This window comes from Pollutimonas bauzanensis (assembly GCF_900129885.1).
Lineage (GTDB): Bacteria > Pseudomonadota > Gammaproteobacteria > Burkholderiales > Burkholderiaceae_B > Pollutimonas > Pollutimonas bauzanensis.
The window spans coordinates 1-25,247 of record NZ_FQXE01000018.1 but is presented as its reverse complement, the minus strand read 5'-3'; the positions used below and the strand labels follow the sequence as shown (position 1 = coordinate 25,247).

Genomic DNA, 25,247 nt, shown 5'->3' with positions numbered 1-25,247 from the left:
CTTGTATTTGCAAGTAAAGAGATGTCCCGGCCCGGCGCCCGTGCAGGAGCGCTCAGTCAGGGATCTCGGGCTCTACCAGCTTTGCCAGTTGAAGAAGCGACTCCTGCCAGCCCAGGTAGCACATTTCCACAGGAATGACCTCGGGTATTCCCTCCTGCACGACAGTGAGCTCGACCCCGCAGGAGACCTGCCGCAATGAAATAGTGGTGTGCATCTGGCCGGGCAGGTTGGGATCGTCGAATCGGTCCGAGTAGCGGATCTTCTCGGACGGCACCAGTTCAAGGTACTCGCCGCCGAACGAGTGGCTGTTGCCGGTGCCGAAGTTACGGAACGACATCTTGTAAGTGCCGCCCACTCGGGCATCCTGATGGTGGACCTGGCAAGTGAACCCATACGGCGGAAGCCACTTCGCTATCGCATCGGGCTCAAGAAAAGCGCGATAGACACGCTCAGGGCTTGCGCGCAAAACGCGGTGAAAGTTAACGGTTCCGGTAGTCATGATGTGTCAGCCTTTTCAGTAGAGAAGTTGGACATTCTTCTACGACGCGCAGAACCATCTTTTTTACCACTTAATTCCGGTCGAGGAAACACCTGCTGGATGAGCGTCCGGCCGGGTTGGTTCTGAGGGTTGCGCTTCTGAATTCCAGAGGAGAAGTTATGTTGGCGTGCTGTACATGGCTGGCTCGCTCGTTCTTGAAACCGGGGGTCTGTGCGCGGGAATGGCGTTCGTGCGATTGGCGGCATAGGTGATAGACTGCCTCCAGCTAGAACAGGCCCCTTACACGATCGGACTGCCTACACTATCCAGAGGAGCGCGAGTCATGCAAACGCAGGAAGCGGTGAGAGAGCTATTTGATCGCTACGAGCGGAATTTCAACGAGGCAATGAGCGCTGAGCCTGATCTTGAAGCCATTGCCGACCTGTACACCGACACGTTTATCGCTGCATCGCCATCTGGAATCATGTCGGGCAAGAACGACGATGAACTCAAGAAAGTGATGGCCGACGGCTTCGCGCGTTATCGCGAGATGGGCACGAGGAAGATGGAAGTGGGTCATCTGCGAGTGACGCCGATTGACGAGCTTCATGCTCTGGCGCACGTCGACTGGCGTGCCACATACGACGTCGATGGCGCGCGGAAGGTGATAGATTTCACCAACGTGTATTTGGTTCGGATCGAGGACGCAAAGGGCAAGGTGTTTGGCTGGATCACCGGCGACGAGAACGCTGAACTGCAAAAGCACGGCATCACGTGAGCGATTCCGAAGGCCCATGTTCCTGTTCGGCCAACACATTCATGCCAGTGCCGAGCGAAAAGTCCGCCGTAACCGCAATCTTCGGCGGCAAGCCTGTGTATAGTCATAAATTCGGCAGGCAGCATACAAACCTATGACCAAGGCAGAATCCATCTTCGGGCTTACCAAGGGCGTTCGCCGCAGCAACTCGCTCGTCTGGATATTCGACAAATTTGAGCGTGAGCCAAGCTACATCCGGACGAAGATGTTCGGCTGCGAGGCGGCTTATGTCGACGGCATGCTGCGCCTGGTTGTCGCCGATCGCGGCGAGCCATGGAATGGCTTGCTGGTTTGTACATCGCAAGAGCACCACGCCGCCCTTATCGAAGAAATGCCCGCCTTGCGCCCGCATGCCGTGCTCGGGAAATGGCTCTATGTAGCGCAAGACGATCAGGCGTTCGAAGGCATCGCGGAAAGGATCACGACTCTGGTGCTGGCCCGCGACTCGCGAGTGGGAGTCGAACCGAAGCCGCGACGCCGACGCTAGGCGGCCGGTCCCGGCTATGCCCCATATTCCCGGAATGGGCAGGCGGGATGTCGGACACTCAATGAGTTTTCTGTGTCAGTATCGCAGCCAATAATCCTGGAAATCGGCTTTCAATGTCGGCACGCCGCAGGGTGTTCAGGTGAGTCGTGCCGTCGTTCTTTGTGAACACCAAGCCGGCTTCGCGCAGCACCTTGAAATGATGGGATACGGTGGACTTCGGGCGCCCGCCGTCGAGTTCGCCGCAGGTTGCGGCCTCGACGCGAGCAAGATGCCGAACAATGTCGAGGCGAATGGAATCGCTCAAGGCGTAGAGCACACGTTCGAGAGCAAGCTCGCTGGCGGCGGGATGTTTGAATGGACGCATGAGCAGCATCATACACTTTGGCCTATAATTATTCCAATGTTCGACTATTTACGAAATAGCGAATGATCTTTCCCATTCACCAAAGGCCATCATGTCCGCTCTGTTCCAACCCTTCAAGCTCAAAGACATTACCCTGCGCAATCGTATTGCGGTCCCGCCGATGTGCCAGTACATGGCGGTCGATGGATTCATCAACGACTGGCATTTGTCCCATTACGCCGGCATGGCGCGCGGGGGTGCGGGACTGGTTATCGTCGAAGCGACCGCTGTGTCCCCCGAAGGGCGCATTACCCCCAACTGCACGGGCATCTGGAGCGATGAGCTGGCGCAAGCGTTTGTTCCTGTCGTGCAAGCCATCAAGTCAGCGGGCGCTGTGCCCGGAATCCAAATCGCCCATGCGGGAAGAAAGGCCAGCGCCAATCGCCCTTGGGAGGGAGACGACCATATCGCTGAAAACGATGCGCGCGGCTGGCAGACGATCGCCCCATCGGCAATCGCATACGGCGAAGGACTGCCCAAACAGCCTCGGGAAATGACGCTGCATGACATCGCGCGCGTGCGTCAAAACTTTGTCGATGCGGCCAAACGGGCGCGTGATGCCGGTTTTGAATGGCTGGAACTGCATTTCGCGCATGGTTATCTGGCGCAGAGCTTCTTTTCCGCGCATTCGAATCATCGTGACGACATCTATGGCGGAAGCGTCGAGAATCGCGCGCGTTTTCTTCTGGAGACCTTGCGCGAAGTACGCGAAGTCTGGCCGGAAAACTTTCCCCTGACCGTGCGCTTTGGCGTCATCGAGTATGACGGACGCGATGAGCAAACACTGCTCGAGTCGATAGGCCTCGTGCGCGATTTCAAAGCGGCCGGCATGGACCTGATCAATGTCAGCATCGGCTTTACGATACCCGGAACCTCCATCCCTTGGGGGCCGGCTTTCTTGGGACCGATAGCCGAGCGCGTTCGCCGCGCGGCGGATGTGCCAGTATCTTCCGCATGGGGATTCGGCACGCCGGAAATTGCCGAGCGCGTCGTCAGGGAGAAGCAGCTCGATATTGTCATGGTGGGAAGAAGCCATCTGGCGAATCCCCATTGGGCCTATTTCGCGGCCAAGGAGCTCGGCGTGGAGCGCCCATCATGGATACTGCCGGCACCGTACGCCCATTGGCTGGAGCGTTATTAATTGAAAATGGCGAACTTCGGTTCGCCATTTTTTGTCCGTCTTTCTTGCGCAACCCTATCGGCCATGCGCTGCCCGGTGGAGGCCGTGTCAAGCGGGTCTCTGCGAGCTTCTCGGCCTCTACGCGATGGCATGCATTCCGGCATATCGCCCGACTCCTCCGGGCAGTTCTCGATCCGATGCGCGCGATCAATGGACGCCAAGCGGCCAGTCAATCAACACACGCTAGCTATGTAGAAGGGTCAGGCGTCTGGCTGCCACCACGCTGAGTAGACAGTCGGGTCGGAGTTAAAGATGTTTTGTGTTATTTTGAGTTCTTCAGCGTCCGAGCCTGCAGGCGCCCGCGCATACAAAAGCAAGTACAACCCGAAGAGGACTATGTTCTCTACTTTCGTCGCCTTCGGTAAAAGGCGAAGGCGAATTTGCATTTCGGTTAGCAATAGTGGAATTCGATCAGATCGTATCTTTGCCTTGGGCTTCGAGAAGTATTTATCGTAGACGACAGGCATCTCGCCAAATCGCTTGAAAATACGGTCAGATATCTCTTCGATAACCTTGATCCTCTCAGGTTCCACGGTCTCGCCATGGTGCATTTTCAAGGCGACTAGTTGATAGGCCTCGCGGAGAGCCAGTACGTCTCGTTCCAAGGCATGCACTGATTTTCTTAGCTCGATGTCGGCCTGAACGACCATTTTCCGCCTTTCCCGGTGCGCATATGTGACCAGTGTCAATACGGCTATGAGCGGGGACACCAGAGGAACCAGAATTTCCTTGCCAAAGATATACAAGTCCATTGCATCCTCCGCTTCAGAAAGCTGACGTGTGAGTTAAGACGAACCGCGTAGCGGTTTCGGTTTGAAATAATTGTCCTGCGGGGATGCTCGGCGAGGCATGCGAGATCCTCAGTCCTTTTCCACCAGCCATTCTAGACCAGCTTGTGTCAGCGGGGCAATAAAAGGTCGCAGCTGGGCGCCGGGTTTTCAACGCCGCTGAGGCCTTCATTGCGCCTGCTGGTGGATGGGGTGACGCATCCGCGCTGGACGTTGGGCACCTTCCTGCGGACGCTGTGCCGCAGCGGCATTCCACATTTTGAAAACAACTACGCGACGCGCGGCGCACCGATCGTGTCGCGCAACTTGCTGCGGGATTTTTCCGACCGTGCTCACCTGAACTGGTCGTACTTCGAGCGGATACGTGAAATGTGGCCGGACAAGCTTATCATTAAGGGCGTGTTGTCGGCGCCGGATGCGCGCACGGCGGTTGATCTGGGCGCGGATTGCGTGATCGTGTCCAATTATGGTGGTCGGCAGCTCGATGGCGCGGTAGCGCCGTTGCGCGTTCTTCCGGAGATAGTGCGCGCATGCTCTGAAGTGCCTGTCATGATCGATGGTGGTATCCGGCGCGGCGCTGATGTGGCCAAGGCGCTGGCGTTGGGCGCCCGATTCGTTTGTAGGGCGGCCATTCGGCTATGCCGCGGCAGTCGGCAGCGAGGCGGGCGTGCTGCGTGCCATGGAGCTGCTTGCCCAGGAGTTGCGCCGGAACGTGGCGATGCTGGGCCTGACACGAATCGTCGATGTGAATAAGGAATACCTGCGTGCCGTGGCGCCTGGCACCGGCTTGCAGCGGTATCTCGATGCTTAGCCCAGCGCCTGCGGGTTCATCTTTCAGGAAACGGCAATACCAGGTTTCTGCATGTATATCCTAGGCGTCCTGTATCGCCCGCCGGGGCCTATCTCTTGCACAATGAACTTCAGAACCCGTGCTTTTTTTCACAGTCTGAAAACGCCACTACGCCGTGTCAACCAGGTGAACGACAGCGTCGCCAACGAAATCATCTTATTGAACTTGCATAATGTCATGAGCGGTCAAGCCCCATTAGGCATTGACTCGACGCGATATTAGTTGCGCTGTCTATTTTATACGTATAATATACGTATAAATATAAGGAGGACATGATGGCGCTCAAACTTAAACAATACCGGGTCAAAGCTGGTCTGACTCAGGCGGTTTTGGCCAAGGCCGTCGGCGTTTCGCAACCCAACTATCAACGTTGGGAAAGCGGTGCAGCTCCAGTGCCAGAAGACAAACTCAAGAAATTAGCTAAGGCTCTGAAAACTGGCGTGGACGTCTTGCAAGGTACTCACCCGCCAATCAATGCGGGCTTCTATGATCGCTCAGTCGGCGAAGACCTGAACTATTATGGTGAAGTTGCCATTCACTTCCGTGGCGAAGGCAAACCCATATTACTGTCGATTTCCGACGGAGCGTTTTCGCGCCTGCATCGATGTCTTCAATCTGGCGCTGTATTCGTCACCGTCGAGAGCCTAGCAAACCAGACAGTCATAATTCGCACGCAAGCCATCGCTGATTTGTATTTCTCGAGTGAGGCATACGACGACTATGGTCCTGAGCATGACAACTACGAAGACCATGTGGATCTGCAAATGCCTGATCCACGCGACTGGGAAATTGTGGAAGCGATCGCTTGCGATGGTGTGGGCTTGGAAGATTTTTCTGAGGCAGACATCCAGCGTATAACCGAACGGATCATGATTACGGATGAGCAATATGAGAAGCTTGTGGCCGACGGATTGATCACATCGGAAAACCTGGAAGCAGAAAGGGCGAAGAACCAGGAGGAGACTGACCGGATATATGCTTTGGCAATGCAGGTTACTTACCAATTTTCAAACGGTTGTCGGCGCAGCGTGGGTCTTGTGGATGTCGACGAATTATTCGAGGCTTTCCAGCCCTTGCTAGAGGATGTCGATGACGAGATGGGCGAGGATCTTATCCGGCTTCCGGTCGAGCGATGGCATCGTATCGCTTTCATTAATAAGCATGCCCTAGACTATGTCATGCTCCCCACCCACCGCTTTGATCGGGGGCGCATTGAAATGGAAGCGAAATTCCTGGACGAGCCAGTGTGAAGAGCCACATCGTGGCTGGAGCCCGTTGTTGGGATGTGGCGATTCTCAAAATCGAATGAGATCGCCGAGGGGCGGGCATCTTCCATTGATATCCAATTAAAACAGGTGGGATGGAGCTGTCTTTAACCGAACCATTGGCGAATGCCTGCTCCGAGCTGTACTCGGTTCGGTTCTTTATGCTAATCGCAAGTAGCACCAAAACCCGATGCATCTTCCCCGGCCCAATCCCGTCCGCAAGCAGCCAATTTCACCCTGGCCCGATTCGGCGTCCCTGAATCCCCCATTTTGCCCGTCTACCAAAAAGCACAGCGTCTCATCCCCGCCCCTGCGCAAGCGCCACCCCAATTGCATCAACTTGTCGCGGAACAGCCGTGCCGTCCAATCCCCTACACCGTCTCCCCGAACAAATCATACTCATCCGAATCCGTGACGCGCACGCGGACCATGTCGCCGGGCTTCAGGGTTTCTTCGCTGCTGACGAATACATTGCCGTCGATCTCGGGGGCGTCGGCGCTGGAGCGGCCTATGGCGCCGTCTTCCTCGATTTCATCTATGAGCACGTCGATTTCACGGCCGACCTTCTGCGCCAGGCGGGCGGTGGAAATGGCCTGCTGGTGCGCCATGAAGCGGTCCCAGCGTTCCTGCTTGACTTCGTCGGGCACGTGGCCGGCCAGCTCGTTGGCTCGGGCACCTTGCACCGGCGAATACTGGAAACAGCCGACGCGGTCCAGCTGGGCGTCGGTCATCCAGTCCAGCAGGTACTGGAAATCTTCCTCGGTTTCGCCGGGAAAGCCCACGATGAAGGTGGAGCGCAGGGTCAGGTCGGGACAGGCCTCGCGCCAGCGCTTGATGCGCGCCATGGTGCGGTCTTCGAACGCGGGGCGTTTCATGGCCTTGAGTATCTTGGGGCTGGCGTGCTGGAAGGGGATGTCCAGGTAGGGCAGGATCTTGCCGTCGGCCATCAGCGGTATGACTTCGTCCACGTGGGGGTAGGGGTAGACGTAGTGCAGCCGGGTCCACACGCCGAATTCGGACAGCGCCGCGCTGAGCTGGGTCATGTGGGTCTTGATCGGGCGGCCGTTCCAGAAGCCGCTGCGGAACTTGACGTCGACGCCGTAGGCGCTGGTGTCCTGCGAAATGACCAGCAGTTCCTTGACGCCGGCCTTGACCAGCCGTTCGGCCTCGCCCATGACGTCGCCTATCGGGCGGCTGACCAGGTCGCCGCGCATGGACGGGATGATACAGAAGCTGCAGCGGTGGTTGCAGCCTTCGGAAATCTTCAGGTAGGCGTAATGGCGCGGCGTCAGCTTGATGCCTTGCGGCGGCACCAGGTCTATGTAGGGGTCGTGGTTGAGGTTGGGCGGGGCGGCTTCGTGGACCGCGCGCACGACTTGTTCGTATTGCTGCGGGCCGGTCACGGCCAGCACGGCGGGGTGGACCTTGCGGATCAGCGATTCTTCCACGCCCATGCAGCCGGTCACGATGACCTTGCCGTTTTCGGCGATGGCTTCGCCTATGGCGTCCAGGGATTCGGCCTTGGCGCTGTCGATGAAGCCGCAGGTGTTGACCACCACGACGTCGGCATTGTCGTAGTCGGGGGTAATGACGTAGCCTTCAGTGCGCAATTGCGTCAGGATGCGCTCGGAATCGACCAGCGCTTTGGGGCATCCCAGACTGACAAAACCGACTTTTGGGGAACTCATGAATAACCTCGTTGAGCCTCGGGCTCGATAAAGAAAAAGATTTTAGCCGCCGCAAGGGCGTTGCCGCGGGGCCGGCAGCCATTTGATGATAAAGTCGAGAACAAATCCTGTTTAGGCCTTTGCACTCGTGCCCGATAATTCCTCCAAGCCCATCCGTAGTTCCGCATCCTTGTCCGACACCATCCTGGCCAGCGCGCAAAACGTGCAGGCCGTGCTGGCCGGCGCGTCTTTGACGGACGGCCTGGCCGCCACGCCCGCGGCCCTGCGCGCTTCCACCCAGGCCGTGGCGTTTCATGTCATGCGGCGCCTGGGCCTTGCGCGCGAAATAAAACAGATGCTGGTGCAGCGCACGCCGCCCAATGCCTTGTTCGACGCTTTGCTGCTGGTGTCGCTGGCATTGCTGGATACGGCCCTGGAATTTGCCGACGAAACGGCGCCGGACTACGCTGCGCGCCGCGACCTGCCGGTATATGCCGTGCATACGGTGGTGGACCAGGCGGTAAGCGCCGTGGCCGGTCAGCGCAGGCTACAGGCCTATAAAGGCTTGCTCAATGCGACGCTAAGGGGCTTTATTCGGGAAAGAAGCGCTATTTTAACGCAGGCGCGGCGAAATCCGGAAGCGGTGTTCAATCACCCCAAATGGTGGATCGCGCAGGTGCGCCGCGCCTACCCGGATCAGTGGCAGGCTTTGCTGGCCGCGGGCAACCGCCCGGGCCCCATGGCGCTGCGCGTCAATGCCAGGCGTTCTTCGGTGGAAAAGATGCTCGCCGAGCTGGACGCGGCGGGTATAGCGGCGGCTTCGCCGGCTCCGGGAGCCATTGTCCTGGCGGAGCCGCGCCCGGTCCAGGCGGTGCCCGGCTTCGAGGAAGGCTGGTGGTCGGTGCAGGACTTGGCCGCGCAGCAGGCCGCGCAGCTTTTGCCCATAGCGCCGGGAATGCGGGTGCTGGACGCCTGCGCGGCGCCGGGCGGGAAAACCGCCCATCTGCTGGAGCGCGCCGATCTGGATCTGCTGGCGCTGGATTCCGACCCGCTGCGGCTCGAGCGCGTGGAGCAGAACCTGAAAAGGCTGGGGCTGGCCGGCCCCGGCGTGGCCATGCGCTGCGCGGACGCCATGGATGTGCCGGCGTGGTGGGACGGGCGCCCTTTCGATGCGGTGCTGGCCGATGTGCCGTGCACGGCATCGGGGGTCGTGCGCCGCCATCCCGATATCCGCTGGCTGCGCCGCGAGGCGGATATCGCCAGGACGGCCGCCTTGCAGGCCGCGATTGTGGATGCGCTATGGCCCACCGTCAAGCCGGGCGGCCACTTGCTTTATGCGACCTGCTCGATCTTTCCGCAAGAGGGCGAGCAGCAGGCGGCGCAGTTCGCCATACGCCATGCCGATGCGGTCCGGCGGCCGGCGGCGGGGCAGCTGCTGCCTTTGGCGGATGAACAATTGCAGTCTTGCGACGGGTTTTTCTATGCCTTGTTTGCCAAGAAGGCGTGAGTCGTCAAAAATGATGCCTTGGCTTTGTCTTTTGGGTACTGGTGAGCGGTAATGCTACGACTCTTGCTTTCTCTTTTTCTATGTTTGACGCTGGTGGCGCAGGCCGACACCGGCGCGCCGCAAGAAACCGAGCGGGTCGTGCGCGTGGAGCCGGTGGTTCGCGACGGCAAGCTGTATATCGATGCCGATGTGGATTTCGTCGTCAGCGGCGATCTGCGCAACGCGGCCGAAAAGGGCGTGCCTATTTATTTCACCGCCGACCTGCAGGTCGTGTCGAAACGCTGGTGGTGGTTCGACAAGGCGGTGATCAGCGAACGCCTGACCTGGCGCGTGGTGTACAACGCCCTGACGCGGCAATGGCGCGTGGGCACGGGGGAACTGTCGCTGCCGGAATCGTCGCTGGACGACGCCCTGTCGCTGGTGCGCAATATACGCGGCTGGGCGGTCGCCGACACGAGCGACCTGAAGCCCGATGAGCTCTACGAGGGCCAGCTTCGCGTGCGCCTGGATACCTCGCTTCTGGCGCGCCCCTTTCAGATCGATGCCTTCAACAGCAGTGCCTGGTCCCTTGCGACTCCATGGAAAAATTTCACTTTTTCGATCTCACTCGACGCGCCCCGACATTAGTCAGGTGGGGCTTGCGCGCTGCGCTGGCTGTCGCGGCGGGCAGCGCGCTGGCCTTGCTGGCCCTGCTGGTGTGGTCCACCGGCAATGCCTCGCGCTATGCGCAGCAGTACGACACCTTGCTGGTGCTCAACGGCATTCTGGCCGTCGCCCTGGTTTTCTGGGTGGTGGTGCTGGCCGCGCGCCTGCTGCGCCAGATCCGCAGGCGGCAGTTCGGCGCGCGCCTGACGGCCCGCTTCGCCCTGTTCTTCACGCTGATAGGCATCCTGCCGGGCGCCTTGATTTACGTATTGTCGGTGCAGTTCATGTCGCGCTCGATCGAGTCCTGGTTCAACGTGCGGGTCGACAGCGCGCTGGAAGCCGGCCTGAACCTGGGGCGCGCCGCGCTGGATTCGCAATTGAATGACCTGAACGCCCGCGCCAAGGATATGGCCGCCCGGCTGGGCAGCGGCAGCGATGCGGACATGGGGCTGGCGATCACGCGCCTGCGCGAGAGCAGCGGCGTGACCGAAGCCATGGTGTTCACCGGCAATGGCCGGCTGGTGGGGTTTTCTTCGTCGGCCTATGGGCAGTTGCTGCCCGACCTGCCGCCGTCCAGCGTCATGAACCAGCTCAGGATTTCGCGCGGCTACGCGGCCGCCGAGGCCGGCGAGAGCGCGGCCAAGGCGGAGCCGGACGAGCCCGACAGCAACGGGCTGCGCCTGCGCGTGGTGATCCCGCTGAGCACGCCGGACCGCCTGACGACCACCCTGGGCGTGGCGCCGGATACGCGCTGGCTGCAGGTGATACAGCCGGTGCCGGACCAGATCGCGCGCAACGCCAACCAGGTGCAGCAGGGCTTTCGCGACTACCAGGAACTGGCCCTCTCGCGCCTGGGCTTGCGCAAGCTGTACGGCATCACGCTGACCCTGGCGCTGATCGTGGCCGTGTTCGCGGCGGTCGCCGCGGCCCTGGCGGTGTCGCGGCGCCTGGTGCGGCCCTTGCTGGCCCTGGCGGCCGGCACGCAGGCGGTGGGGGTGGGCGATTACCGGCCTTTGCCCGAGCCGCCCGCCAAGGACGAAATCGGGCAGCTGACACGGTCGTTCAACGCCATGACGCGCCAGCTGGACGAGGCCCGCCAGATGGTGGAGAACAACCGCCAGCAGCTGGAGCGGTCCAATGTCTACCTGGAATCGGTGCTCAGCAATCTGTCGTCGGGCGTGCTGGTGTTCGACGAAATGTTCCGCGTGACCATGTTCAACCAGGGCGCGCAAAGCATCTTGCGGGTGGACCTGCGCTCGGTGAAGGGCCGGCCCCTGGAAACCGTGGATGGCGCGTTCGCGCTGTCGCAATTGATACGCCAGGCCTTCGCGGCGCACACGGCGGTGGGGTCCGAGCGCCTGTATTGGCAGCAGCAGTTCGAGCTCGAGCTGGAAGCGGCCACCGACAACGAAACCAAGAAGCACATCGTGACCTTGCTGGCGCGGGGCACGCATTTGCGCGTCGACGGGCGCGGCAATGGCTATCTGGTGGTGTTCGACGACATCAGCGAAGTCATCTCGGCCAATCGGACCGTGGCCTGGGGCGAGGTGGCGCGGCGCCTGGCGCACGAGATCAAGAACCCGCTGACGCCCATACAATTGTCGGCCGAGCGGCTGGCCATGAAACTGGCCGGCCGATTAAATGCCGCCGATGCCGCCATATTGACGCGTTCTACGAATACAATCGTCAACCAGGTGGCCTCGCTCAAAAAAATGGTCGACGATTTCCGCGAGTACGCCCGTACGCCGCCAGCGCAGATGCAGCATATTAATATCAATAATCTGATTGCCGAAGTGCTGACCTTGTATGGCTGGGATCCGGTCGGCGGCAATGTGCGCGACGACGGGCACAGCATACGCATAGAAGTCGAGTTCGATTCCGAAGTGCCGGTGATCGAAGGCGATCCGACCCAGCTGCGGCAGGTGATACACAATTTGCTGGCCAATGCGCGCGATGCGGCGACCCAGGACAGGCCGCTTGCCGACGCGCGGATTTATGTGCAGACTAAGCTGACGCGGTCCAGCACGGATGACGGCGCCGAGCATCTGGCTGTGCGGCTTACGGTGTCCGACAACGGGCCGGGCTTTGCCGCGCAAGTGCTGACGCGTGTTTTTGAGCCTTATGTGACGACCAAGGCAACGGGGACGGGCCTGGGTCTTGCTATAGTTAAAAAGATTATCGAGGAACACGGCGGCCGGATCGATGTTTCGAACCGCCGTGAAGGGGGAGCACGCATTTCCATCCTCTTGACGCGCCTTGCGGATTCTGCGTCCACGCTGGACGTAGATGCGTAAGGGAACGATAATGCGGAAAAATAGGTAGGGTGACGCTTTATGGCCAGAATTCTGGTTGTTGACGACGAAATTGGTATCCGTGAACTTTTATCCGAGATTCTCTACGATGAAGGGCACACGGTCGAACTTGCGGAAAACGCCGCGCAGGCGCGCGCTGCGCGCCTGCGCGCCCGGCCGGACCTGGTCTTGCTCGATATCTGGATGCCGGACACCGACGGGGTGAGCCTGCTGAAGGAATGGGGCTCGCAGGGCTTGCTGGATATGCCGGTCATCATGATGAGCGGCCACGCCACGGTGGACACGGCTGTCGAGGCCACGCGCATCGGCGCGGTGGATTTCCTTGAAAAGCCCATCACGCTGCAGAAGCTGCTCAAGACGGTGGCCGCGGGCTTGGCGCGGCCGGTGGTGACGCCGGCGCTGGTGGCCGCGGCGCGCATGCCGGCGGTCGAGCGGCGCGCGGATCACGCGCAAGCCCTGACCACCGCCCCGGTGCCCGAGCTTGCGGAACCCGCCCCCGACCTGAACCATTCACTGCTGGGCGGGATTTCCCTGGACCAGCCCCTGCGCGACGCGCGCGACGAGTTCGAGCGGATTTATTTCGAATACCATCTGGGCCGCGAGAACCACAGCATGACGCGGGTATCGGAAAAGACCGGCCTGGAGCGCACCCACTTGTACCGCAAGCTCAAGCAACTGGGAATCGATTCTTCCCGCAAGAAGAACCTGGCTTCTTGAATCGGTTTCGTCATTCATCGGCCTTGCGCGGCCTGACGGTGGGCCGGGGGGCGGCGTTGGGATCGTCGCCGGCCCGCCCTATGGAACCCACCGATATCCGAGTTTCCCCGAACATGCCGCGCATGCTGGCGGAGCGCCAGGCATGGCCATAGGCGACTTCCAGGGTCAGGTGTATGGTGCCGTCCAGGTGACGCTGGCGCTCCAGCGCGTTCAGCAGCCTTAGGCGCCATTGCTTGCCGGCCAGGCCGGGCCGGCGGTCCAGGCTGGGGTTGCCGCCCAGCGCGCGCATGTCTTCCAGCAGTTTTTCCGGCGTGCGATAGGTCAGGGTCAGGATTTCCTGGTCCATGACCGGGTCGGAAAAACCCCGCTCGATCAGCAGGTCCCCGAAATCGTGCATGTCCACATATTGCGGCGTGGCGGTGTGAAGGTCGGCCTCGACAATGGCGCGGCGCAGCTCGGCGAGCGAGCCCGGGCCCAAGGACGAGAACATCACCAGGGCGCCGGGTTTCAGCACCCGCCGCCATTCGCCCAGCACCTGGTGGGGCTCGGGATGCCAGTGCAAGGCCATGTTGGACCATACCAGGTCGAGGCTTTCCGGAGGCAAGCCCGATTGCGCCATGTCGGCCTGGATGAACGCCGCCGGCGGCGTGGGCTTGTTGCGCAGCTTTTGCCAGAAGCCCGGCTTGGCCAGGTAGCGCTCGCGCGCGGCGTCCAGCAGCGCGGCGCAGTTGTCCAGGCCCTTGTAGTCCAGATCGGCGTAGCGCGCGCGCAGGGGCTCCAGCGCGTGGCCGGCGCCGCAACCCGCGTCCAGCACCGTCAGCGGCTTGATGCGTATATAGCTCAAGCGCTGCAGCATGCGCTGCGCGACTTCGCCGTACAGGAACTGGGCCGCGTCCAGCGGGCTGCGGCGGGCGAACTGCAGGCTGACGTGGGCGGAACTGACGCGCAGTGAAGGTGGCTGTGACATTTATGGGCGAAGGGTCTGGTGTGTGGAAAGGGACTGTGCTCAGATACGGGCGGGGTTGCCGCCGCGATGCCGGGCGCAATTCCGTCTGTCATTCAACGGAATACTATTATGGCCGATCTGCCAGCCTTGCGCGAATTGGCGCGCCACCTTTCCATGAGCCTGGGCGGCCGGCTGGCCGCCGCCTGCCGCGCCGGCATCGCCCAGGTGCCGGGCGCATGCGCCCTGTGCCAGGGCAGGGCGCGGGGCGGCCTTTGCGGGTTTTGCCATGCCGCCGTGCTGCGGTCCATGGCCGGTGGCCTGCCGCGCTGCCCCGTGTGCTGCCTGGCCCTGGACGGGCGCCAGCCATGCCCGGACTGCGCGCCGCGCCCGCCGGCCTTCGACCGCGCCATCGCCGCTTTCGATTACGCGCCGCCCGGCGACCTGTTGATCCACTACCTGAAGACCGGCCGGCGCTTCACCAGCGCGGGCATGCTGGCTGGCCTGCTGGCCGACGCCGCGCGCCGCGCGGCGCCGCCTCTGCCTGGGCATGCCATCCTGGTTCCGGTGCCCGCCAGCCGGGCTTCCATCATGGAGCGCGGCTTCAATCCCGCAGCGGAAGTCGCCCGCTGCCTGTCCAGGCAACTGGGCCTGGCCTATCGGCCCGAACTCCTGCTGCGCGCCCGCGAAGGCCGCCGGCAGACGCGCCTGAAGCGCAGGGAGCGGGCCAGTGGCGTGCGGTCCCTGTACGCCTGCCCGCGGCCGGTGCCGGGCGCAGCCATCGCCGTGGTGGACGACGTGCTCACCACCGGCAGCACGCTGCACAGCATCGCCCAGGAATTCAGGGCGGCCGGGGCCGCATCGGTCTGCGGCCTGGTCCTGGCCCGCACGCCCGCCGCGCGGGGCGCAAACGGCTACGTGCCCGCCCATGCGGTTCTCGGGGGCGGCGGTCTTGCAAGCGAGGATGTGGCGTGATGTGGTTGGACGATAACGAAGATCGCCGCAGGCGGAAATTCCAGGCCTGGAAAAGACGATGCCCTCGGGGGCATGCTTGCGCAGAGGTCGCACCGAGGGCTTGCGCCGGCATCGTACTGCAAGCCAGAATTGGAGTCAGCCTGCGTCAGAGCAGGCGCTTTGCCGCCATCGCTGGCTGACTTAGGGAGGATAGCTGCGATGCAATTTCCTGGAGCTAGCGCCGGCCGGGCGATTGCGTGTACTCTTGCGCTCAAGCGCCCGAAGGGCTGGCCAGCCCACGAATTCCTGACCAGGGTCACCGATGAGCCGTTCCCGCATGATCGAACAATCGCCGCAGTCGCCGCCTGACGACTGCGCCATCGTGGGCAACCATCCCGCCGTCGCCGATCTGCGCAATCTCGTTGCGCGCGTGGCGCGCAGCAAGGCGGGCATTGTGCTCGTTTATGGAGAAACCGGTTCGGGCAAGGGCCTGGTCGCCCGGGCGCTGCACGCGCAATCCAGCCGGGCACAGCACAATTTCACGGAAATCAATTGCGCGGCCATACCCGGCAACTTGCTGGAATCCGAGCTTTTCGGCCATGAGCGCGGGGCGTTCACCGGCGCCGTGGAGCGGAAGGTGGGTTTGCTGGAAATCGCGAACGGCGGGAGCGTGTTTCTCGACGAGGTACGGGAACTGGATCCCATCATGCAGGCGAAGATTCTGACGCTGCTCGATACCCGGCGATTCCGGCGCATCGGCTCGGTACAGGAACTCTCCACCAACGCGAGATTCATTGCCGCCACGAACAAGATCCTGCTCAGCGAGGTCGCGGCAGGCAGGTTCCGGGACGATCTCTATTATCGGCTGCAGGTGGTTTCCATCAACATTCCCCCGCTGCGCGAGCGCGGCGATGACGTCTTCGTGCTGGCAGATCAGTTCCTGAAAAAATTCAATGCCCTGCACGAGAGCCGGTTTACGCGGATAGACCCCGCCGTGCGCGAGATCTTCCGGCAATATCGCTGGCCCGGGAATGTGCGCGAGCTCAGCAACCTGCTCGAGCGGATCTGCATCCTGGAGGAAGGCGAATGCATACGTCCAGCGCATCTTCCTCAGCGTATCGTGCGCGAAGCGGCGGGGGCGCGGCCTTCAGGCGGGGCGGGCGCCGACGCGGCGCCGGCGCCGGGCGTGCCGGCGCCAGGCGCCGCGCAGGACTACTTCTCGCAGACGGCCAGCTTCCAGAAAGCGCTGATCGAGCGCGCATTGCAGGACAGCGAGGGCAATCTGTCCCGCGCCGCCAGCCTGCTAGGCCTTTCGCGGCACGCCCTGCGGCACCAGATGAATAAACTGGGGCTCAGTTTGCGGTAATGTTGTGCCGGGCGGCGATCGCCTTCCAGCGCTCGAGGTCGCTCGCCACGCGCTGCGCGAATGCTTTGCTGCTCATCGATGTGGGCTCTGTGCCGTCCAGCGCCAGCAGCTCGCCCAGGCGTTTCGACCGGTTGATTTCATTGAACGCCCGGTTGTAGGCCTCGATCAGGTCCGCCGGCGTGCCCGCCGGCGCGAAAACGCCCACCCATATATCGACGTCATAGCCGGGGATGGCCGCGGAAGCCGGCGGCAGGTCCGGGAAGGCGGCATTCTTTCCTGGCGCGGTCGTGGCGACCAGCCTGACCTTTCCGGCCTCGAGCAGGGAAGCCAGCGAGCTGTAGTTGGCCAGCATCAGGTCAATGCGCCCGCCCGCCAGATCACCGGCCGCCCCCGCGGCGCCCTTGTAGGGCACGTGGGTAATGTCCACTCCCGCCGCATTGTTCATGAGCGTGGTCGCCAGGTGGGCGAGCGAGCCGATACCGGAAGAGCCATAATTCAGCTTGCCCGGATTCTGGCGCGCCGCGCCCAGCACATCGTCCAGGCTCTTATACTTGCCGTCGCCGGATACGGCGATGACCAGCGGGCCCTGGCCTATCATAGCGACGGGCGCGAAGCTGCGCAGCGCATCATAGGGTATGTTGGGCTGCGTCGCCGCCGACGTTACGAAAGTCGATGACGACAACAGCAGCGTCGCGCCATCGCTGGCCGACTTGGCGACATACGCCGACCCGATGGCGCCCGCGGCGCCGGCTTTGTTTTCAACGATGACGTTCGTCTTGAGCCGCTGGGCCAGCTCCGGCGCAATCACACGGGCAATCGAGTCATTGCTGGCCCCCGCGCCAAACGGCACGATGATGGTTATCTGGGACGGTATATGCGTTGCGGCCTGGGCGGCGGCCGCCAGCATGAGGGCTGACATCGCCGGCGCTATCTTATGGATCAAGTGCTTCATGGATGGGACTCCGTGGATTCGTTTTCTCTGATTCCTGTTGCATCCTGCATCGACGCGATAGGCGGCTACATGGTGACCGGCAATTCCAGCAGCGGGGCATACTGCTGCGCGCCGAAAATGTCGCCGTCTCCCGCGGAACCGCTGGGCCGGCTGCGGTAGATCGTGAACTTGATCGCCAGCCCCGGATCGTACTCGACGAAATCCGAGATGCGCTCCGGCGCAATTCCGTACAGCGAGCAGACTTTTTCACGCGTGACGGCCCTGGCCAGCTTGACGGCGTCGTAGGTCTCGCGGTCGCGGAAGATGACGTCGAAGGTGATCTTGTTGACGCCCGCATTCTTGCTGCGTATGGTCTTGGCGAGTTGATCCAGTCGATAGGTTTTCATGAGTCGGCTCCTTTCAAATGCCGGCGGTAGTGATGTGCGTGGGAAAGAGTTCCAGCGCGTCGTCCACGGCAATGGTGTGGTTCAGCGTCCAGCGATAGGCGGCGCTCGCCCGCAGCACTTCATCGAGCGGAAACGACACGGACCCCGCGGTTCCCTTCACATCGGGCAGGCGCGCATAAAACATTTGCCGCAAGCCAGTCAGCGTCAGCTCCTCGGCCATTTCCAGCGTCGGCGCGACGCCCTGCACCATGATGCCGACCTCATGCCCCGTCTGGCTGCGCAAAGGCTCCAGCTCGCCCATGACGCCGTCGCGGCCATATACGTTGTAATGCAGCTGGTATCCGTCATCCCCGAAACGCTCCTGGACTTTGTCGCGCGCCCAACTGATGACGCGGTCGAGGTTGGCGATGGTGTAGGGGTCCCGCACCCCGCAGAAGCCGACGAAGCGCTCCCCCACTTTGCCGGAACCCTCCAGCTTGACGCGAATGCTGTCCGCCGGCACGAAGCGGGAGCCTGTGATGCGCGTGGTCTTTTCGCTGATCTGCTCGTAATGGCAATCCGCCATGTCCAGCCTGCCGCCGGCAAAGAACTCTTCATAGGGATTGGAGCGCTCGTACATCGCGTGTCCCGCCACCGATGCGATCGTGCAGCGCTGGTCCGGATGCATGGCTGTCACCTTGACATCGTCTTGGGAAATCTCGCCCAGGACCGTCTCCTTGCCGCCATAGGGTTCGGCGCAGAATGACGCGCATTCGAGCACCTTTCCGAGGTAATAGGCGCGGTCCTGAGGGAAGCCCTCATGCAGCGCCGCCGCGGCGAACAATGCAGCATCTGAACTGCGCCCGCCGATGATGACGTCCGCGCCGCCCTCGAGCAGCTTCATGTAGGGGTGGACGCCCGCGACGGCCACGATACGGTCGGTCGCATCCAGCTCTGCCTCGGTCAGGTCCTCGTAGCCGTCCAGGCCCGCGACCGTATCGCCCCCGCGCATTTTCCTGCGCACGATTTCCTTGTCCACTTCCGAATAGAAGTAACCCAGCTTGAACCCGGGCAGGCCATGTTTTTGCGCCAACTCCTGGATGATGCGCACAAACAGATCCACGCGGCTGTTGGCGCCGGTATCGCCGGCCGAGCCGATAATCATCGGCACGCCGAGCTTGCGGGCGGCCAGCAGCATCTGCTCGAGATCGTGCCGCTGCCATGATTCCGGGCTGGTGGACGTGCCCGACCCGAGCGGCACCGGCCCCACATCGTCGCTGCCCGAATCGGCGGCAATATAGTCGGGGCGCGCGCCGACGCCCAATTCAAAACTGGCCGTGCGCAATGGCGCAAAGCCCAGGTGCCCATTGGGGCATATGATTTTCATCGAATCCATTCGTCTGCTCTTAAAGGAGGGAGGCAATAAACACGGGCCACGTGGCTCGTATCATTCCTTCTAAGCAAAATAGATGCCAACCTCAGGAATTCAGAACAAAGGTCTTAATATCAAGGCGTTAGAAAAACAGCGCAGAGAATTCAATTCTGTATGCGCCAATATCACGCAATCACTGCGTGTAATTCACGCGTTTGTAAGAAGGGTGGGCAGTGCATCCCGCGGCTTGCGGTCCTGGTATGCATGCTCGGTGTCGGCGCCGGGCGCAGCCATCGCCGTGGCGGTGTGGATCGTACTGCAGTCTCATAGTGCAATGTCATTCACGATTTTTTCGAACCGCGCTGCGCTGGCCACCACGGCGTCGAACGTCGGAGCATCGTTCAAGATCATACCTGTCATGGCTCGATAATCCCTGGCAAGCGCTTCCCGCATCACGACATTGGGGGTTAGCGTAAAAGATCCAGGGGCCGCGGTATCGAGTCCCAGATCTGCGCTTCCGAAAAACAGTCTGGCATGCTGGGCGCAGTCGAGGGCTAGCGCATGGTCGGCTTGCCACTGCACGATGTCTGGGTATTGCATTAGCTGGTATACGTCGTAGTAGTGCCGTGATACCCGTTGTCCGCCGTGGCGCAGCTCGCCGCGACGATCATGCCATTGACGAAGCCCATGCAAAATGATGATCTTGTCCCAGAAGGTGCGCTCAGGCTTTACTGTGGTGACATTGGAAACTCTCAAGTCGAGATAGGGCAAATCGTTCGCAACATACGGCGAAACTGTAGCAGCGGTATGAGGATCAAGTGCCGATTTGGCCCCCGCCTCGATTTTTACAGCAGAACGAATGTAATCTGCCGATTCGCTCGTGACAGCGGGGTACCAGAACAGAAGCGTCTGCCCGTCTTTATCTTCGGGGTCACGTTCTAGACGAAACGCCGTAGGGGAAATTGCGGACGTGGCTACTTGCATGAACCCCTGCGTTAACGAACCGGTGATGTAAGCTTGGCACGCCGCGCGAATGCTATCGAGGCGAGCCCGGCGCTTCTTTCCGCTCAGCGCATCGAGATCGGCGATCTGCGCAGGTTCGCCCAGGTCGTCTCGGAAGACGGTAATGTCAATATCTTCGGAGAAACGGGAAATCAAGCCGAAGGCCTTGGACAGCGATGTGCCGCCTTTGAAAAGCAGCCGGGGGCCATTTGGCGGCAAGCCATTGAATAATGCGTCCAGCGTCCAGCACACCCAAAAATCCTTCTCGACGTTTTGCACCGCTGTGCCCAGGCGGGCTGCAGTGGCCAGAAAAAGATCGCGCCGCTCGTCATCGCTGGCCTGAATCAAGGTATCAAAGGCGGGATTCACGGGATCTCCGCGGCGTGCTTATGTCGAGGCGCTCGGCTGGCTGGTTTATTGGCGACGGCTTGCCGCTTATCCGTGCCCTGTACATGCGCCGCTCGGTTTTGTGGATCGCACCCCGGCAATTCACGTACGACTTTTTGCATCCAGGCTGGTAGCGCGCTAAACCCATCCAGCAGGTCCCGCCGAATCGCATCGCCTTGTTCCGGGTCATTCAGAACTTTAACCAAACGGCCAAGAACGCGGGATCTGTCGGAAGGCAATGTGTCCTTAAGCCAATGCAAGGCCTGAACCACGCGCATAGCGGGCCGCCCGGCCCAGTAGAGGCGGCTAGGAGCTGTCAGTTTGAAGTCGATAGTCAGATTATCGAGTTGAATGGAACGGCGCCTGGCATCGGTATGAATAGTGACATGGGCTGGCACAGCGTCAGTCAGCCCCAAATCGTTGGCGGCGGTCATGCCATCCACCATGATGCGCAAGCGGTCCCGACGGACAATAGCGTCCACAACAGCACGGTAATCAGGCGTGGCAGCGCGTTGGGTCAAGCTGCTGTGTCGGGGCCGGTCATATAACCCGCGGTCAATACGGCGCAACTGACTTGTATGCACCAGTCGCTGCAGAGCTTTGTCGATCGCGTCGCGGCTTCCAAGATGTGCAAAATCGGTTGGCACCCAGACTTGCCTGGGGTCTCCGGCATCGATTTGCGACGTAATGAGGGCTTTAAGGTCGGGCATGAAGACTCCTGTCCGATATTTGTAGTATTTTTTCGGTCTATAGTCAAGAAGTCGTCCGCAAGCTGCACAGCATCGCCCAGGAATTCAGGGCCGCCGGCGCCGCGTCGGTCTGCGGCCTGGTCCTGGCCCGCACGCCCGCCACGCGGGGTGCAAACGACCGCATGCCCGCCAGCAATCGGTACGGAGAATTGACGGTCGAACAGGCGAGGAACTTATACCGCTACGAATCGAATACATCCTCCAGATGGGCGGCGTCCAGCACGTTCAAGGACCATGCCTCCAGTTGTTCGGCGCTGGCCTGGCGCAGGCGCTGCCGGACGCTTTCCGGAAGGGAGCCGAACTTGCGGGTCATCTGCCGTTCCAGCATATTGGCGACGCCTTCCTGCTGCCCCTCCTGCCTCCACTGGTAGCCCCAGTCTTTTTTTGAATGTGTTGTCAGCATGGTCGATATCTCCAGAAGATCGTCGCTGTCCGGCAGGTTTGCGGCCTGCGGCAGCGCACGGGCAAACAAGACGTGACGCGCCCAACATGTTGCAATCAAGTTAAGCCAAAGCGTCCATGACCGCTACAGGATTGCGCTCGATCACATTCAGCAATACCAGCGCCGGACCACGAGGCGTACGATCTCCACGCTCCCAGTGCCGCAGCGTCGCGGTGGAAAAGCCAAACCGCGCTGCAAACTGTTCCTGTGTCATGCCCACCTTGGCACGGACCGCCTTCACGTCCACCGTGCGCGGCCGATGCACACGCACACCGCCCTCGTTGCCCCGCGCGTGGGCGATGGCTTCCTGCAGGCCTTGCTTGATACTGTCGAATGCTTTACTCATGACGCTTATCTCCATATCTATACCAACAGATCGATCTTTATGCCGGATCACGGGCGATTTGTCTGGCGGCGCATGGCTTTGTCCATGACGGGAAATACCGGCGCGATAATCCCCGCAGCGCTAAAGACCATGGCTGTCACGGCTCGATAGTTTCGGGCACGGGCTTGACAGCTTGCACGGCCAAGCGCAAGCCCATCGCTTTCAGGATGGCCAACAAACTGCTGAGGGCCGGGTTGCCTTTCGGCGAGAGGGTGCGATAGAGCTGCGTCGGGTTGAGATGAGCCTGCTCGGCCACAGCCTGCACCCCTCCAGAAACCTGCGCCAGTTGGCGCAGCAATATCAGCAACTCAGCCTGGTCGCCATCTTCCAGAACGTCGTTGATGACTTCCAGCGCGAATGCCGGATCATCGCGATACAGCTCGGCCATTGCATCGTCATGAGATCTGCTTTTCATCGTATTGCCTCCGTTGCCAGTCTTGCCTATACACCCGGTATCCGGGCCCGGCATCAATGCGCAATTCCCATGCACCATCTCGGCAGAACTTATGATCGCCAAAACTGCCGAGTTCGATGCGGGTCACCCGCCGGACCACGGCCACCTTGGCGTGATTGTCGCGTAGCCGTTGCAGCCAATCGATATACAGATCCCTGTGTTCACCGGCGCTCAGATAATGTTCTATTCGATACATAATGATTTTCGTCTATAAGCGAATTTCAGTCAAGACACGACACCCAAGCGGGTAGCGTGTCCAATGCCTGTCGAACGCCGTGGCGGTGACGGTGTACGAGGCTTGGCGCCAGGCCGGGTATGAAGGGAATGTGTGATTTCCCGCTAGTCATCGCGCTTGAATCGCGCGATGCAATCAGTCGTTCGCATCGAGGTCGAGCATCAGGGCTTCAATACTTGATGCCTTGGTGACCTTTCCGGTCCTGGCGTCTTTCATCGCGCCTTGTTGTGCTCAGCGGCAAGGCGCGCCCGCATGTTTTCGATAGCCACGGTTCGGGTCGGATCTTTCTTCAATGCATCGAAGGCAGGACCGACATGATCGATCATCCAATTCTCTATGGTTCGATCACTCGCCTGGACAGCATGCAGCCCCATCGCATCGCTCTTTCGCACAGGTTCGGCATGCGCACATACGCGTTCCCAATCAGGTGGCGCTACGGTGTTTTTCCGCATAGTGCATCCAGAAGTGATGGCGTTGAGCATAGGGGTCAGCCACGTAAGGGCGGCAGACCCGCTCTACCTTGTCCAGCAGTGAACGGTCGGACAAGACCGCCCGGCGCAATTCGGCCCAGTCTTGCCATCGGCCCCGCGAGATCACGTCGTCGATGGCGGCGAGGGTGTAGCGTTGATGGTTGAGATGACGGTGTAGCATGGCAAACCGCGCACATTTACGATTGTTGATGCGAACATTATGCGGTAATTCCCGGCGGGCGTACATCTGCCTGATCCGCCGGCCCTGGCGTCATCCCAGGCCCTTCATCCCCTGCCATCACATAGCGCCATCCATGCAGACATATTTGGCGCGCCGCTTGTCGACACCTATCCCGCATCAGTGCCCGCGTTTAGCGGCAAGAATGAGCTCGTCACTATCGTCCGGCGGGTTTCCCCTTTCCAGCATCTTTTTGAAGACTCGGTAAGCATTGTCATCGCTTTCATAGGCGCGCTTCGTATCTTCATCATTGACCCATGCGATGACAATGATTTTGCTGGCAGCATGGTATCGAAAGAACAGCCGGTACTGCTGAAAGAACTTGGCCCGGAACCAATGCTTGTGCTGCTCGCCCAATGCGCCGCCCTTGCGGTATTCCGCCCGCGTCGGGTCTTGAGGAATGGCATCGAAAGCCAATCGTGCGATCGCGGCCAAACGTTTCGTGGCATTCCGCCTCTGGAATCCGGCTGGGTCCTTGCGCCGCAACGCGTCGACCTGCTCTAGCAGGCTGTCCAGTTGGGCGCGAAGGAGCGGGTGCAGATAGGCGGTCCAGCCATGAACTATGACGGGGCCGGCCGATTCAACCGTCATTCGTCGTCCGCTGACAAAGACGCATTGAGATCAATGTCGCCGGCCTCGTTTGCCGCCTTTTGTACGGCGGCGAGCAGATCGCCGGTCAGCGACGACAGGCGTTCCGGATGCGCCGCAATGTCGCGCGCCAGGAAGGCCAGAAATGCCCCGAGCGCGGGGTCGTCATTATCCTTCGGAATCATATTCCTGACGACAAGGCCGCCATGCTTGAGTATCGAACGGAATGCCGACGAATAAATGACCCGCTTGAAGTCGGTACGGAGAACTGATCGTCGAGCAAGCGAGGCGTTTTTTATATACCGCTACGAATCGAATACATCGTCCAGACGGGCGGCGTCCAGGATGTTCAACGACCATGCTTCCAGTTGTTCGCCGCTGGCCTGGCGCAGGCGCTGCCGGACGCTTTCCGGAAGGGAGCCGAACTTGCGGGTCAACAGCCCTTCCAGCATATCGGCGGCGCCTTCCTGCCTCCACTTGTAGCCCCAGTCTTTTTTTGAATGTGTTGTCAGCATGGTCGATATCTCCTGAAGATCGTCGCTGTCCGGCAGGTTTGCGGCCTGCGGCAGCGCACGGGCAAACAAGACGTGACGCACCCAGCCGCCGAAGGCGCGGCGCAGTTCGCGGTATTGCGGCCGGCGCGTCAGCCGCAATATAGTTTGCAGCAATTCCTGTGTTTGCTCAATCCCCTGACTGTGTTCCAGTTGGAACAGCAGGCCGGCCAGATTGTCGCCGGGCAGCCCGCCCTGCTCCACCAGCGCGCCTTCGTCCAGCACCAGATAGCGCATGTCGGGCTGGTAGGGTTGCAATACCGGTGGCGCTTCGTCCATCAGATCAGCGACCCGTGTCGGCGCGGTCCAGCGCGATTCCCCGCTGTACAGCACGATAGGCAGCACCGGCGGCAAGCGCTGCGGCGGCGGCTGCACCAAGTCGCGCATGGTGATGTCCTCGTACAGCAGCGCGCTGTAGCCCATGATGCGTATGCCCATGATCCGGTCCTGATCGGACTGGTGTTCCAGGAGGATCAGCAGATACAGCATGATGCCGTCGCGCCGCCGTACGCGCCAGACCAGATCGCCGCGCCGATCGCGCTGCCAGCCGCTGACGTAGTTGGTGGGTAGCGGCTCCAGGGTGTCCAGATCCAGCATGGCCAGCAAGGCGGGGGGCAGGATGCCCTGGAACAGGGCGCGGACCATGTGGGGGCTGCTGAACAGCTTGCGGTAGTACTG

28 protein-coding genes and 1 pseudogene are annotated in these 25,247 nt (G+C 61.0%); 11 read left to right on the top strand and 18 right to left on the bottom strand.

Annotated elements, in window-relative coordinates; all coding sequences use genetic code 11:
- Positions 1–52: 52 nt before the first annotated feature.
- Entirely contained in the window at positions 53–499 is a 447-nt protein-coding gene (locus tag BUB23_RS22995) for an SRPBCC family protein (RefSeq protein WP_073108606.1), read from the bottom strand.
- A 322-nt stretch (positions 500–821) separates the two neighbouring features.
- Between BUB23_RS22995 and BUB23_RS22990 the strand changes: the two genes are divergently transcribed.
- Positions 822–1,256 carry a nuclear transport factor 2 family protein gene (locus BUB23_RS22990; protein ID WP_073108605.1) on the top strand — a complete coding sequence of 145 codons (435 nt, stop codon included), beginning with the start codon at positions 822–824 and terminating at the stop codon, positions 1,254–1,256.
- 133 nt (positions 1,257–1,389) lie between these two features.
- Entirely contained in the window at positions 1,390–1,782 is a 393-nt protein-coding gene (locus BUB23_RS22985; protein WP_073108604.1) for a hypothetical protein, read from the top strand.
- Between the two features lie 58 nt (positions 1,783–1,840).
- Here the strand turns inward: BUB23_RS22985 and BUB23_RS22980 are convergent, their stop codons facing one another.
- A complete protein-coding gene (locus tag BUB23_RS22980; protein ID WP_073108830.1) occupies positions 1,841–2,146 on the bottom strand; it encodes an ArsR/SmtB family transcription factor in 306 nt (101 codons plus the stop codon).
- Between the two features lie 91 nt (positions 2,147–2,237).
- On the opposite strand from BUB23_RS22980, the gene BUB23_RS22975 reads away from it, so the two are divergent.
- A complete protein-coding gene (locus BUB23_RS22975) occupies positions 2,238–3,326 on the top strand; it encodes an NADH:flavin oxidoreductase/NADH oxidase (protein ID WP_073108602.1) in 1,089 nt (362 codons plus the stop codon).
- A 239-nt stretch (positions 3,327–3,565) separates the two neighbouring features.
- Here BUB23_RS22975 and BUB23_RS22970 read toward each other — a convergent pair whose 3' ends face one another.
- Positions 3,566–4,117, bottom strand: a complete 552-nt coding sequence (locus tag BUB23_RS22970; protein ID WP_073108601.1) for a hypothetical protein — start codon at positions 4,115–4,117, stop codon at positions 3,566–3,568.
- A gap of 156 nt (positions 4,118–4,273) precedes the next feature.
- Here BUB23_RS22970 and BUB23_RS22965 point away from each other — a divergent pair.
- Positions 4,274–4,964 (top strand): annotated as a pseudogene (locus BUB23_RS22965) (alpha-hydroxy acid oxidase); the annotation flags it as partial.
- Between the two features lie 311 nt (positions 4,965–5,275).
- Complete coding sequence (locus BUB23_RS22955; protein WP_084136214.1) at positions 5,276–6,253, top strand: helix-turn-helix transcriptional regulator; 978 nt, start codon at positions 5,276–5,278, stop codon at positions 6,251–6,253.
- 386 nt (positions 6,254–6,639) lie between these two features.
- On the opposite strand, the gene rimO is transcribed toward BUB23_RS22955, so the two are convergent.
- Positions 6,640–7,956 carry a 30S ribosomal protein S12 methylthiotransferase RimO gene (gene rimO, locus BUB23_RS22950; protein ID WP_073108588.1) on the bottom strand — a complete coding sequence of 439 codons (1,317 nt, stop codon included), beginning with the start codon at positions 7,954–7,956 and terminating at the stop codon, positions 6,640–6,642.
- Positions 7,957–8,083: 127 nt separating this feature from the next.
- Here rimO and rsmB point away from each other — a divergent pair, with 127 nt between their 5' ends.
- The 4 genes from rsmB to BUB23_RS22930 are packed head-to-tail and all read left to right on the top strand — an operon-like array spanning position 8,084 to position 13,116.
- Positions 8,084–9,442: a 16S rRNA (cytosine(967)-C(5))-methyltransferase RsmB gene (gene rsmB / locus BUB23_RS22945; protein WP_084136213.1), complete on the top strand. Its 1,359-nt coding sequence runs from the start codon at positions 8,084–8,086 to the stop codon at positions 9,440–9,442.
- A gap of 51 nt (positions 9,443–9,493) precedes the next feature.
- The gene (locus BUB23_RS22940; protein WP_073108582.1) at positions 9,494–10,069 is read left to right on the top strand and encodes a DUF4390 domain-containing protein; all 576 of its coding nucleotides are present in this window, start codon (positions 9,494–9,496) and stop codon (positions 10,067–10,069) included.
- On the top strand, positions 10,021–12,381 hold the full coding sequence (locus BUB23_RS22935) for a sensor histidine kinase (protein WP_073108580.1): 2,361 nt from the start codon (positions 10,021–10,023) through the stop codon (positions 12,379–12,381). Before BUB23_RS22940 ends, BUB23_RS22935 begins: the two co-directional genes overlap by 49 nt.
- 39 nt (positions 12,382–12,420) lie before the next feature.
- Positions 12,421–13,116, top strand: coding sequence for a response regulator (locus BUB23_RS22930; RefSeq protein ID WP_073108577.1), 696 nt, complete (start codon positions 12,421–12,423; stop codon positions 13,114–13,116).
- 10 nt (positions 13,117–13,126) lie between these two features.
- Here the strand turns inward: BUB23_RS22930 and BUB23_RS22925 are convergent, their stop codons facing one another.
- Positions 13,127–14,083, bottom strand: coding sequence for a methyltransferase domain-containing protein (locus BUB23_RS22925; RefSeq protein WP_073108575.1), 957 nt, complete (start codon positions 14,081–14,083; stop codon positions 13,127–13,129).
- A 108-nt stretch (positions 14,084–14,191) separates the two neighbouring features.
- On the opposite strand from BUB23_RS22925, the gene BUB23_RS22920 reads away from it, so the two are divergent.
- Together BUB23_RS22920 and BUB23_RS22915 are read left to right on the top strand one after the other, a co-directional pair.
- Complete coding sequence (locus BUB23_RS22920; protein WP_073108572.1) at positions 14,192–15,034, top strand: ComF family protein; 843 nt, start codon at positions 14,192–14,194, stop codon at positions 15,032–15,034.
- Positions 15,035–15,335: 301 nt separating this feature from the next.
- Positions 15,336–16,379 carry a sigma-54 interaction domain-containing protein gene (locus tag BUB23_RS22915; protein WP_245801362.1) on the top strand — a complete coding sequence of 348 codons (1,044 nt, stop codon included), beginning with the start codon at positions 15,336–15,338 and terminating at the stop codon, positions 16,377–16,379.
- Here BUB23_RS22915 and BUB23_RS22910 read toward each other — a convergent pair.
- The 13 genes from BUB23_RS22910 to BUB23_RS22850 form a co-directional block, all read right to left on the bottom strand.
- Positions 16,366–17,331 carry a tripartite tricarboxylate transporter substrate-binding protein gene (locus BUB23_RS22910; RefSeq protein WP_073108566.1) on the bottom strand — a complete coding sequence of 322 codons (966 nt, stop codon included), beginning with the start codon at positions 17,329–17,331 and terminating at the stop codon, positions 16,366–16,368. The genes BUB23_RS22915 and BUB23_RS22910 overlap by 14 nt on opposite strands.
- 65 nt (positions 17,332–17,396) lie before the next feature.
- Positions 17,397–17,717 carry a DUF4387 domain-containing protein gene (locus tag BUB23_RS22905; RefSeq protein WP_073108563.1) on the bottom strand — a complete coding sequence of 107 codons (321 nt, stop codon included), beginning with the start codon at positions 17,715–17,717 and terminating at the stop codon, positions 17,397–17,399.
- A 13-nt stretch (positions 17,718–17,730) separates the two neighbouring features.
- Positions 17,731–19,092: an acyclic terpene utilization AtuA family protein gene (locus BUB23_RS22900; protein ID WP_073108560.1), complete on the bottom strand. Its 1,362-nt coding sequence runs from the start codon at positions 19,090–19,092 to the stop codon at positions 17,731–17,733.
- Positions 19,093–19,392: 300 nt separating this feature from the next.
- Positions 19,393–20,439, bottom strand: a complete 1,047-nt coding sequence (locus BUB23_RS22895; RefSeq protein WP_073108557.1) for a nucleotidyl transferase AbiEii/AbiGii toxin family protein — start codon at positions 20,437–20,439, stop codon at positions 19,393–19,395.
- Positions 20,436–21,167, bottom strand: a complete 732-nt coding sequence (locus tag BUB23_RS22890; protein ID WP_073108554.1) for a DUF6088 family protein — start codon at positions 21,165–21,167, stop codon at positions 20,436–20,438. The genes BUB23_RS22895 and BUB23_RS22890 overlap by 4 nt, the downstream gene beginning before the upstream one ends.
- 220 nt (positions 21,168–21,387) lie before the next feature.
- A complete protein-coding gene (locus tag BUB23_RS22885) occupies positions 21,388–21,609 on the bottom strand; it encodes a DUF4351 domain-containing protein (RefSeq protein ID WP_143161101.1) in 222 nt (73 codons plus the stop codon).
- A 100-nt stretch (positions 21,610–21,709) separates the two neighbouring features.
- A complete protein-coding gene (locus BUB23_RS22880) occupies positions 21,710–21,994 on the bottom strand; it encodes a helix-turn-helix domain-containing protein (RefSeq protein ID WP_073108549.1) in 285 nt (94 codons plus the stop codon).
- Between the two features lie 136 nt (positions 21,995–22,130).
- On the bottom strand, positions 22,131–22,448 hold the full coding sequence (locus BUB23_RS22875) for a helix-turn-helix domain-containing transcriptional regulator (RefSeq protein ID WP_073108546.1): 318 nt from the start codon (positions 22,446–22,448) through the stop codon (positions 22,131–22,133).
- Positions 22,429–22,683 carry a type II toxin-antitoxin system RelE/ParE family toxin gene (locus BUB23_RS22870; RefSeq protein WP_084136212.1) on the bottom strand — a complete coding sequence of 85 codons (255 nt, stop codon included), beginning with the start codon at positions 22,681–22,683 and terminating at the stop codon, positions 22,429–22,431. Before BUB23_RS22870 ends, BUB23_RS22875 begins: the two co-directional genes overlap by 20 nt.
- A gap of 462 nt (positions 22,684–23,145) precedes the next feature.
- A complete protein-coding gene (locus BUB23_RS22865; protein WP_073108544.1) occupies positions 23,146–23,373 on the bottom strand; it encodes a hypothetical protein in 228 nt (75 codons plus the stop codon).
- A gap of 177 nt (positions 23,374–23,550) precedes the next feature.
- The gene (locus tag BUB23_RS22860) at positions 23,551–24,021 is read right to left on the bottom strand and encodes a type II toxin-antitoxin system YhaV family toxin (RefSeq protein ID WP_073108541.1); all 471 of its coding nucleotides are present in this window, start codon (positions 24,019–24,021) and stop codon (positions 23,551–23,553) included.
- A complete protein-coding gene (locus BUB23_RS22855; protein WP_281255583.1) occupies positions 24,018–24,236 on the bottom strand; it encodes a type II toxin-antitoxin system PrlF family antitoxin in 219 nt (72 codons plus the stop codon). The genes BUB23_RS22860 and BUB23_RS22855 overlap by 4 nt, the downstream gene beginning before the upstream one ends.
- An 87-nt stretch (positions 24,237–24,323) precedes the next feature.
- Positions 24,324–25,247: Rpn family recombination-promoting nuclease/putative transposase (locus BUB23_RS22850; RefSeq protein ID WP_073108535.1), on the bottom strand; the 924-nt coding region annotated here is incomplete at its 5' end.

Excerpts from the sequence above, each read along its gene's own strand:
- BUB23_RS22995 (WP_073108606.1), bottom strand. The coding sequence starts at position 499 with ATGACTACCGGAACCGTTAACTTTCACCGCGTTTTGCGCGCAAGCCCT.
- BUB23_RS22990 (WP_073108605.1), top strand. The coding sequence starts at position 822 with ATGCAAACGCAGGAAGCGGTGAGAGAGCTATTTGATCGCTACGAGCGG.
- BUB23_RS22985 (WP_073108604.1), top strand. The coding sequence starts at position 1,390 with ATGACCAAGGCAGAATCCATCTTCGGGCTTACCAAGGGCGTTCGCCGC.
- BUB23_RS22980 (WP_073108830.1), bottom strand. The coding sequence starts at position 2,146 with ATGCGTCCATTCAAACATCCCGCCGCCAGCGAGCTTGCTCTCGAACGT.
- BUB23_RS22975 (WP_073108602.1), top strand. The coding sequence starts at position 2,238 with ATGTCCGCTCTGTTCCAACCCTTCAAGCTCAAAGACATTACCCTGCGC.
- BUB23_RS22970 (WP_073108601.1), bottom strand. The coding sequence starts at position 4,117 with ATGGACTTGTATATCTTTGGCAAGGAAATTCTGGTTCCTCTGGTGTCC.
- BUB23_RS22955 (WP_084136214.1), top strand. The coding sequence starts at position 5,276 with ATGATGGCGCTCAAACTTAAACAATACCGGGTCAAAGCTGGTCTGACT.
- rimO (WP_073108588.1), bottom strand. The coding sequence starts at position 7,956 with ATGAGTTCCCCAAAAGTCGGTTTTGTCAGTCTGGGATGCCCCAAAGCG.
- BUB23_RS22940 (WP_073108582.1), top strand. The coding sequence starts at position 9,494 with ATGCTACGACTCTTGCTTTCTCTTTTTCTATGTTTGACGCTGGTGGCG.
- BUB23_RS22935 (WP_073108580.1), top strand. The coding sequence starts at position 10,021 with ATGGAAAAATTTCACTTTTTCGATCTCACTCGACGCGCCCCGACATTA.
- BUB23_RS22930 (WP_073108577.1), top strand. The coding sequence starts at position 12,421 with ATGGCCAGAATTCTGGTTGTTGACGACGAAATTGGTATCCGTGAACTT.
- BUB23_RS22925 (WP_073108575.1), bottom strand. The coding sequence starts at position 14,083 with ATGTCACAGCCACCTTCACTGCGCGTCAGTTCCGCCCACGTCAGCCTG.
- BUB23_RS22920 (WP_073108572.1), top strand. The coding sequence starts at position 14,192 with ATGGCCGATCTGCCAGCCTTGCGCGAATTGGCGCGCCACCTTTCCATG.
- BUB23_RS22915 (WP_245801362.1), top strand. The coding sequence starts at position 15,336 with ATGAGCCGTTCCCGCATGATCGAACAATCGCCGCAGTCGCCGCCTGAC.
- BUB23_RS22910 (WP_073108566.1), bottom strand. The coding sequence starts at position 17,331 with ATGAAGCACTTGATCCATAAGATAGCGCCGGCGATGTCAGCCCTCATG.
- BUB23_RS22905 (WP_073108563.1), bottom strand. The coding sequence starts at position 17,717 with ATGAAAACCTATCGACTGGATCAACTCGCCAAGACCATACGCAGCAAG.
- BUB23_RS22900 (WP_073108560.1), bottom strand. The coding sequence starts at position 19,092 with ATGGATTCGATGAAAATCATATGCCCCAATGGGCACCTGGGCTTTGCG.
- BUB23_RS22890 (WP_073108554.1), bottom strand. The coding sequence starts at position 21,167 with ATGCCCGACCTTAAAGCCCTCATTACGTCGCAAATCGATGCCGGAGAC.
- BUB23_RS22885 (WP_143161101.1), bottom strand. The coding sequence starts at position 21,609 with ATGCTGACAACACATTCAAAAAAAGACTGGGGCTACCAGTGGAGGCAG.
- BUB23_RS22880 (WP_073108549.1), bottom strand. The coding sequence starts at position 21,994 with ATGAGTAAAGCATTCGACAGTATCAAGCAAGGCCTGCAGGAAGCCATC.
- BUB23_RS22875 (WP_073108546.1), bottom strand. The coding sequence starts at position 22,448 with ATGAAAAGCAGATCTCATGACGATGCAATGGCCGAGCTGTATCGCGAT.
- BUB23_RS22870 (WP_084136212.1), bottom strand. The coding sequence starts at position 22,683 with ATGTATCGAATAGAACATTATCTGAGCGCCGGTGAACACAGGGATCTG.
- BUB23_RS22865 (WP_073108544.1), bottom strand. The coding sequence starts at position 23,373 with ATGCTACACCGTCATCTCAACCATCAACGCTACACCCTCGCCGCCATC.
- BUB23_RS22860 (WP_073108541.1), bottom strand. The coding sequence starts at position 24,021 with ATGACGGTTGAATCGGCCGGCCCCGTCATAGTTCATGGCTGGACCGCC.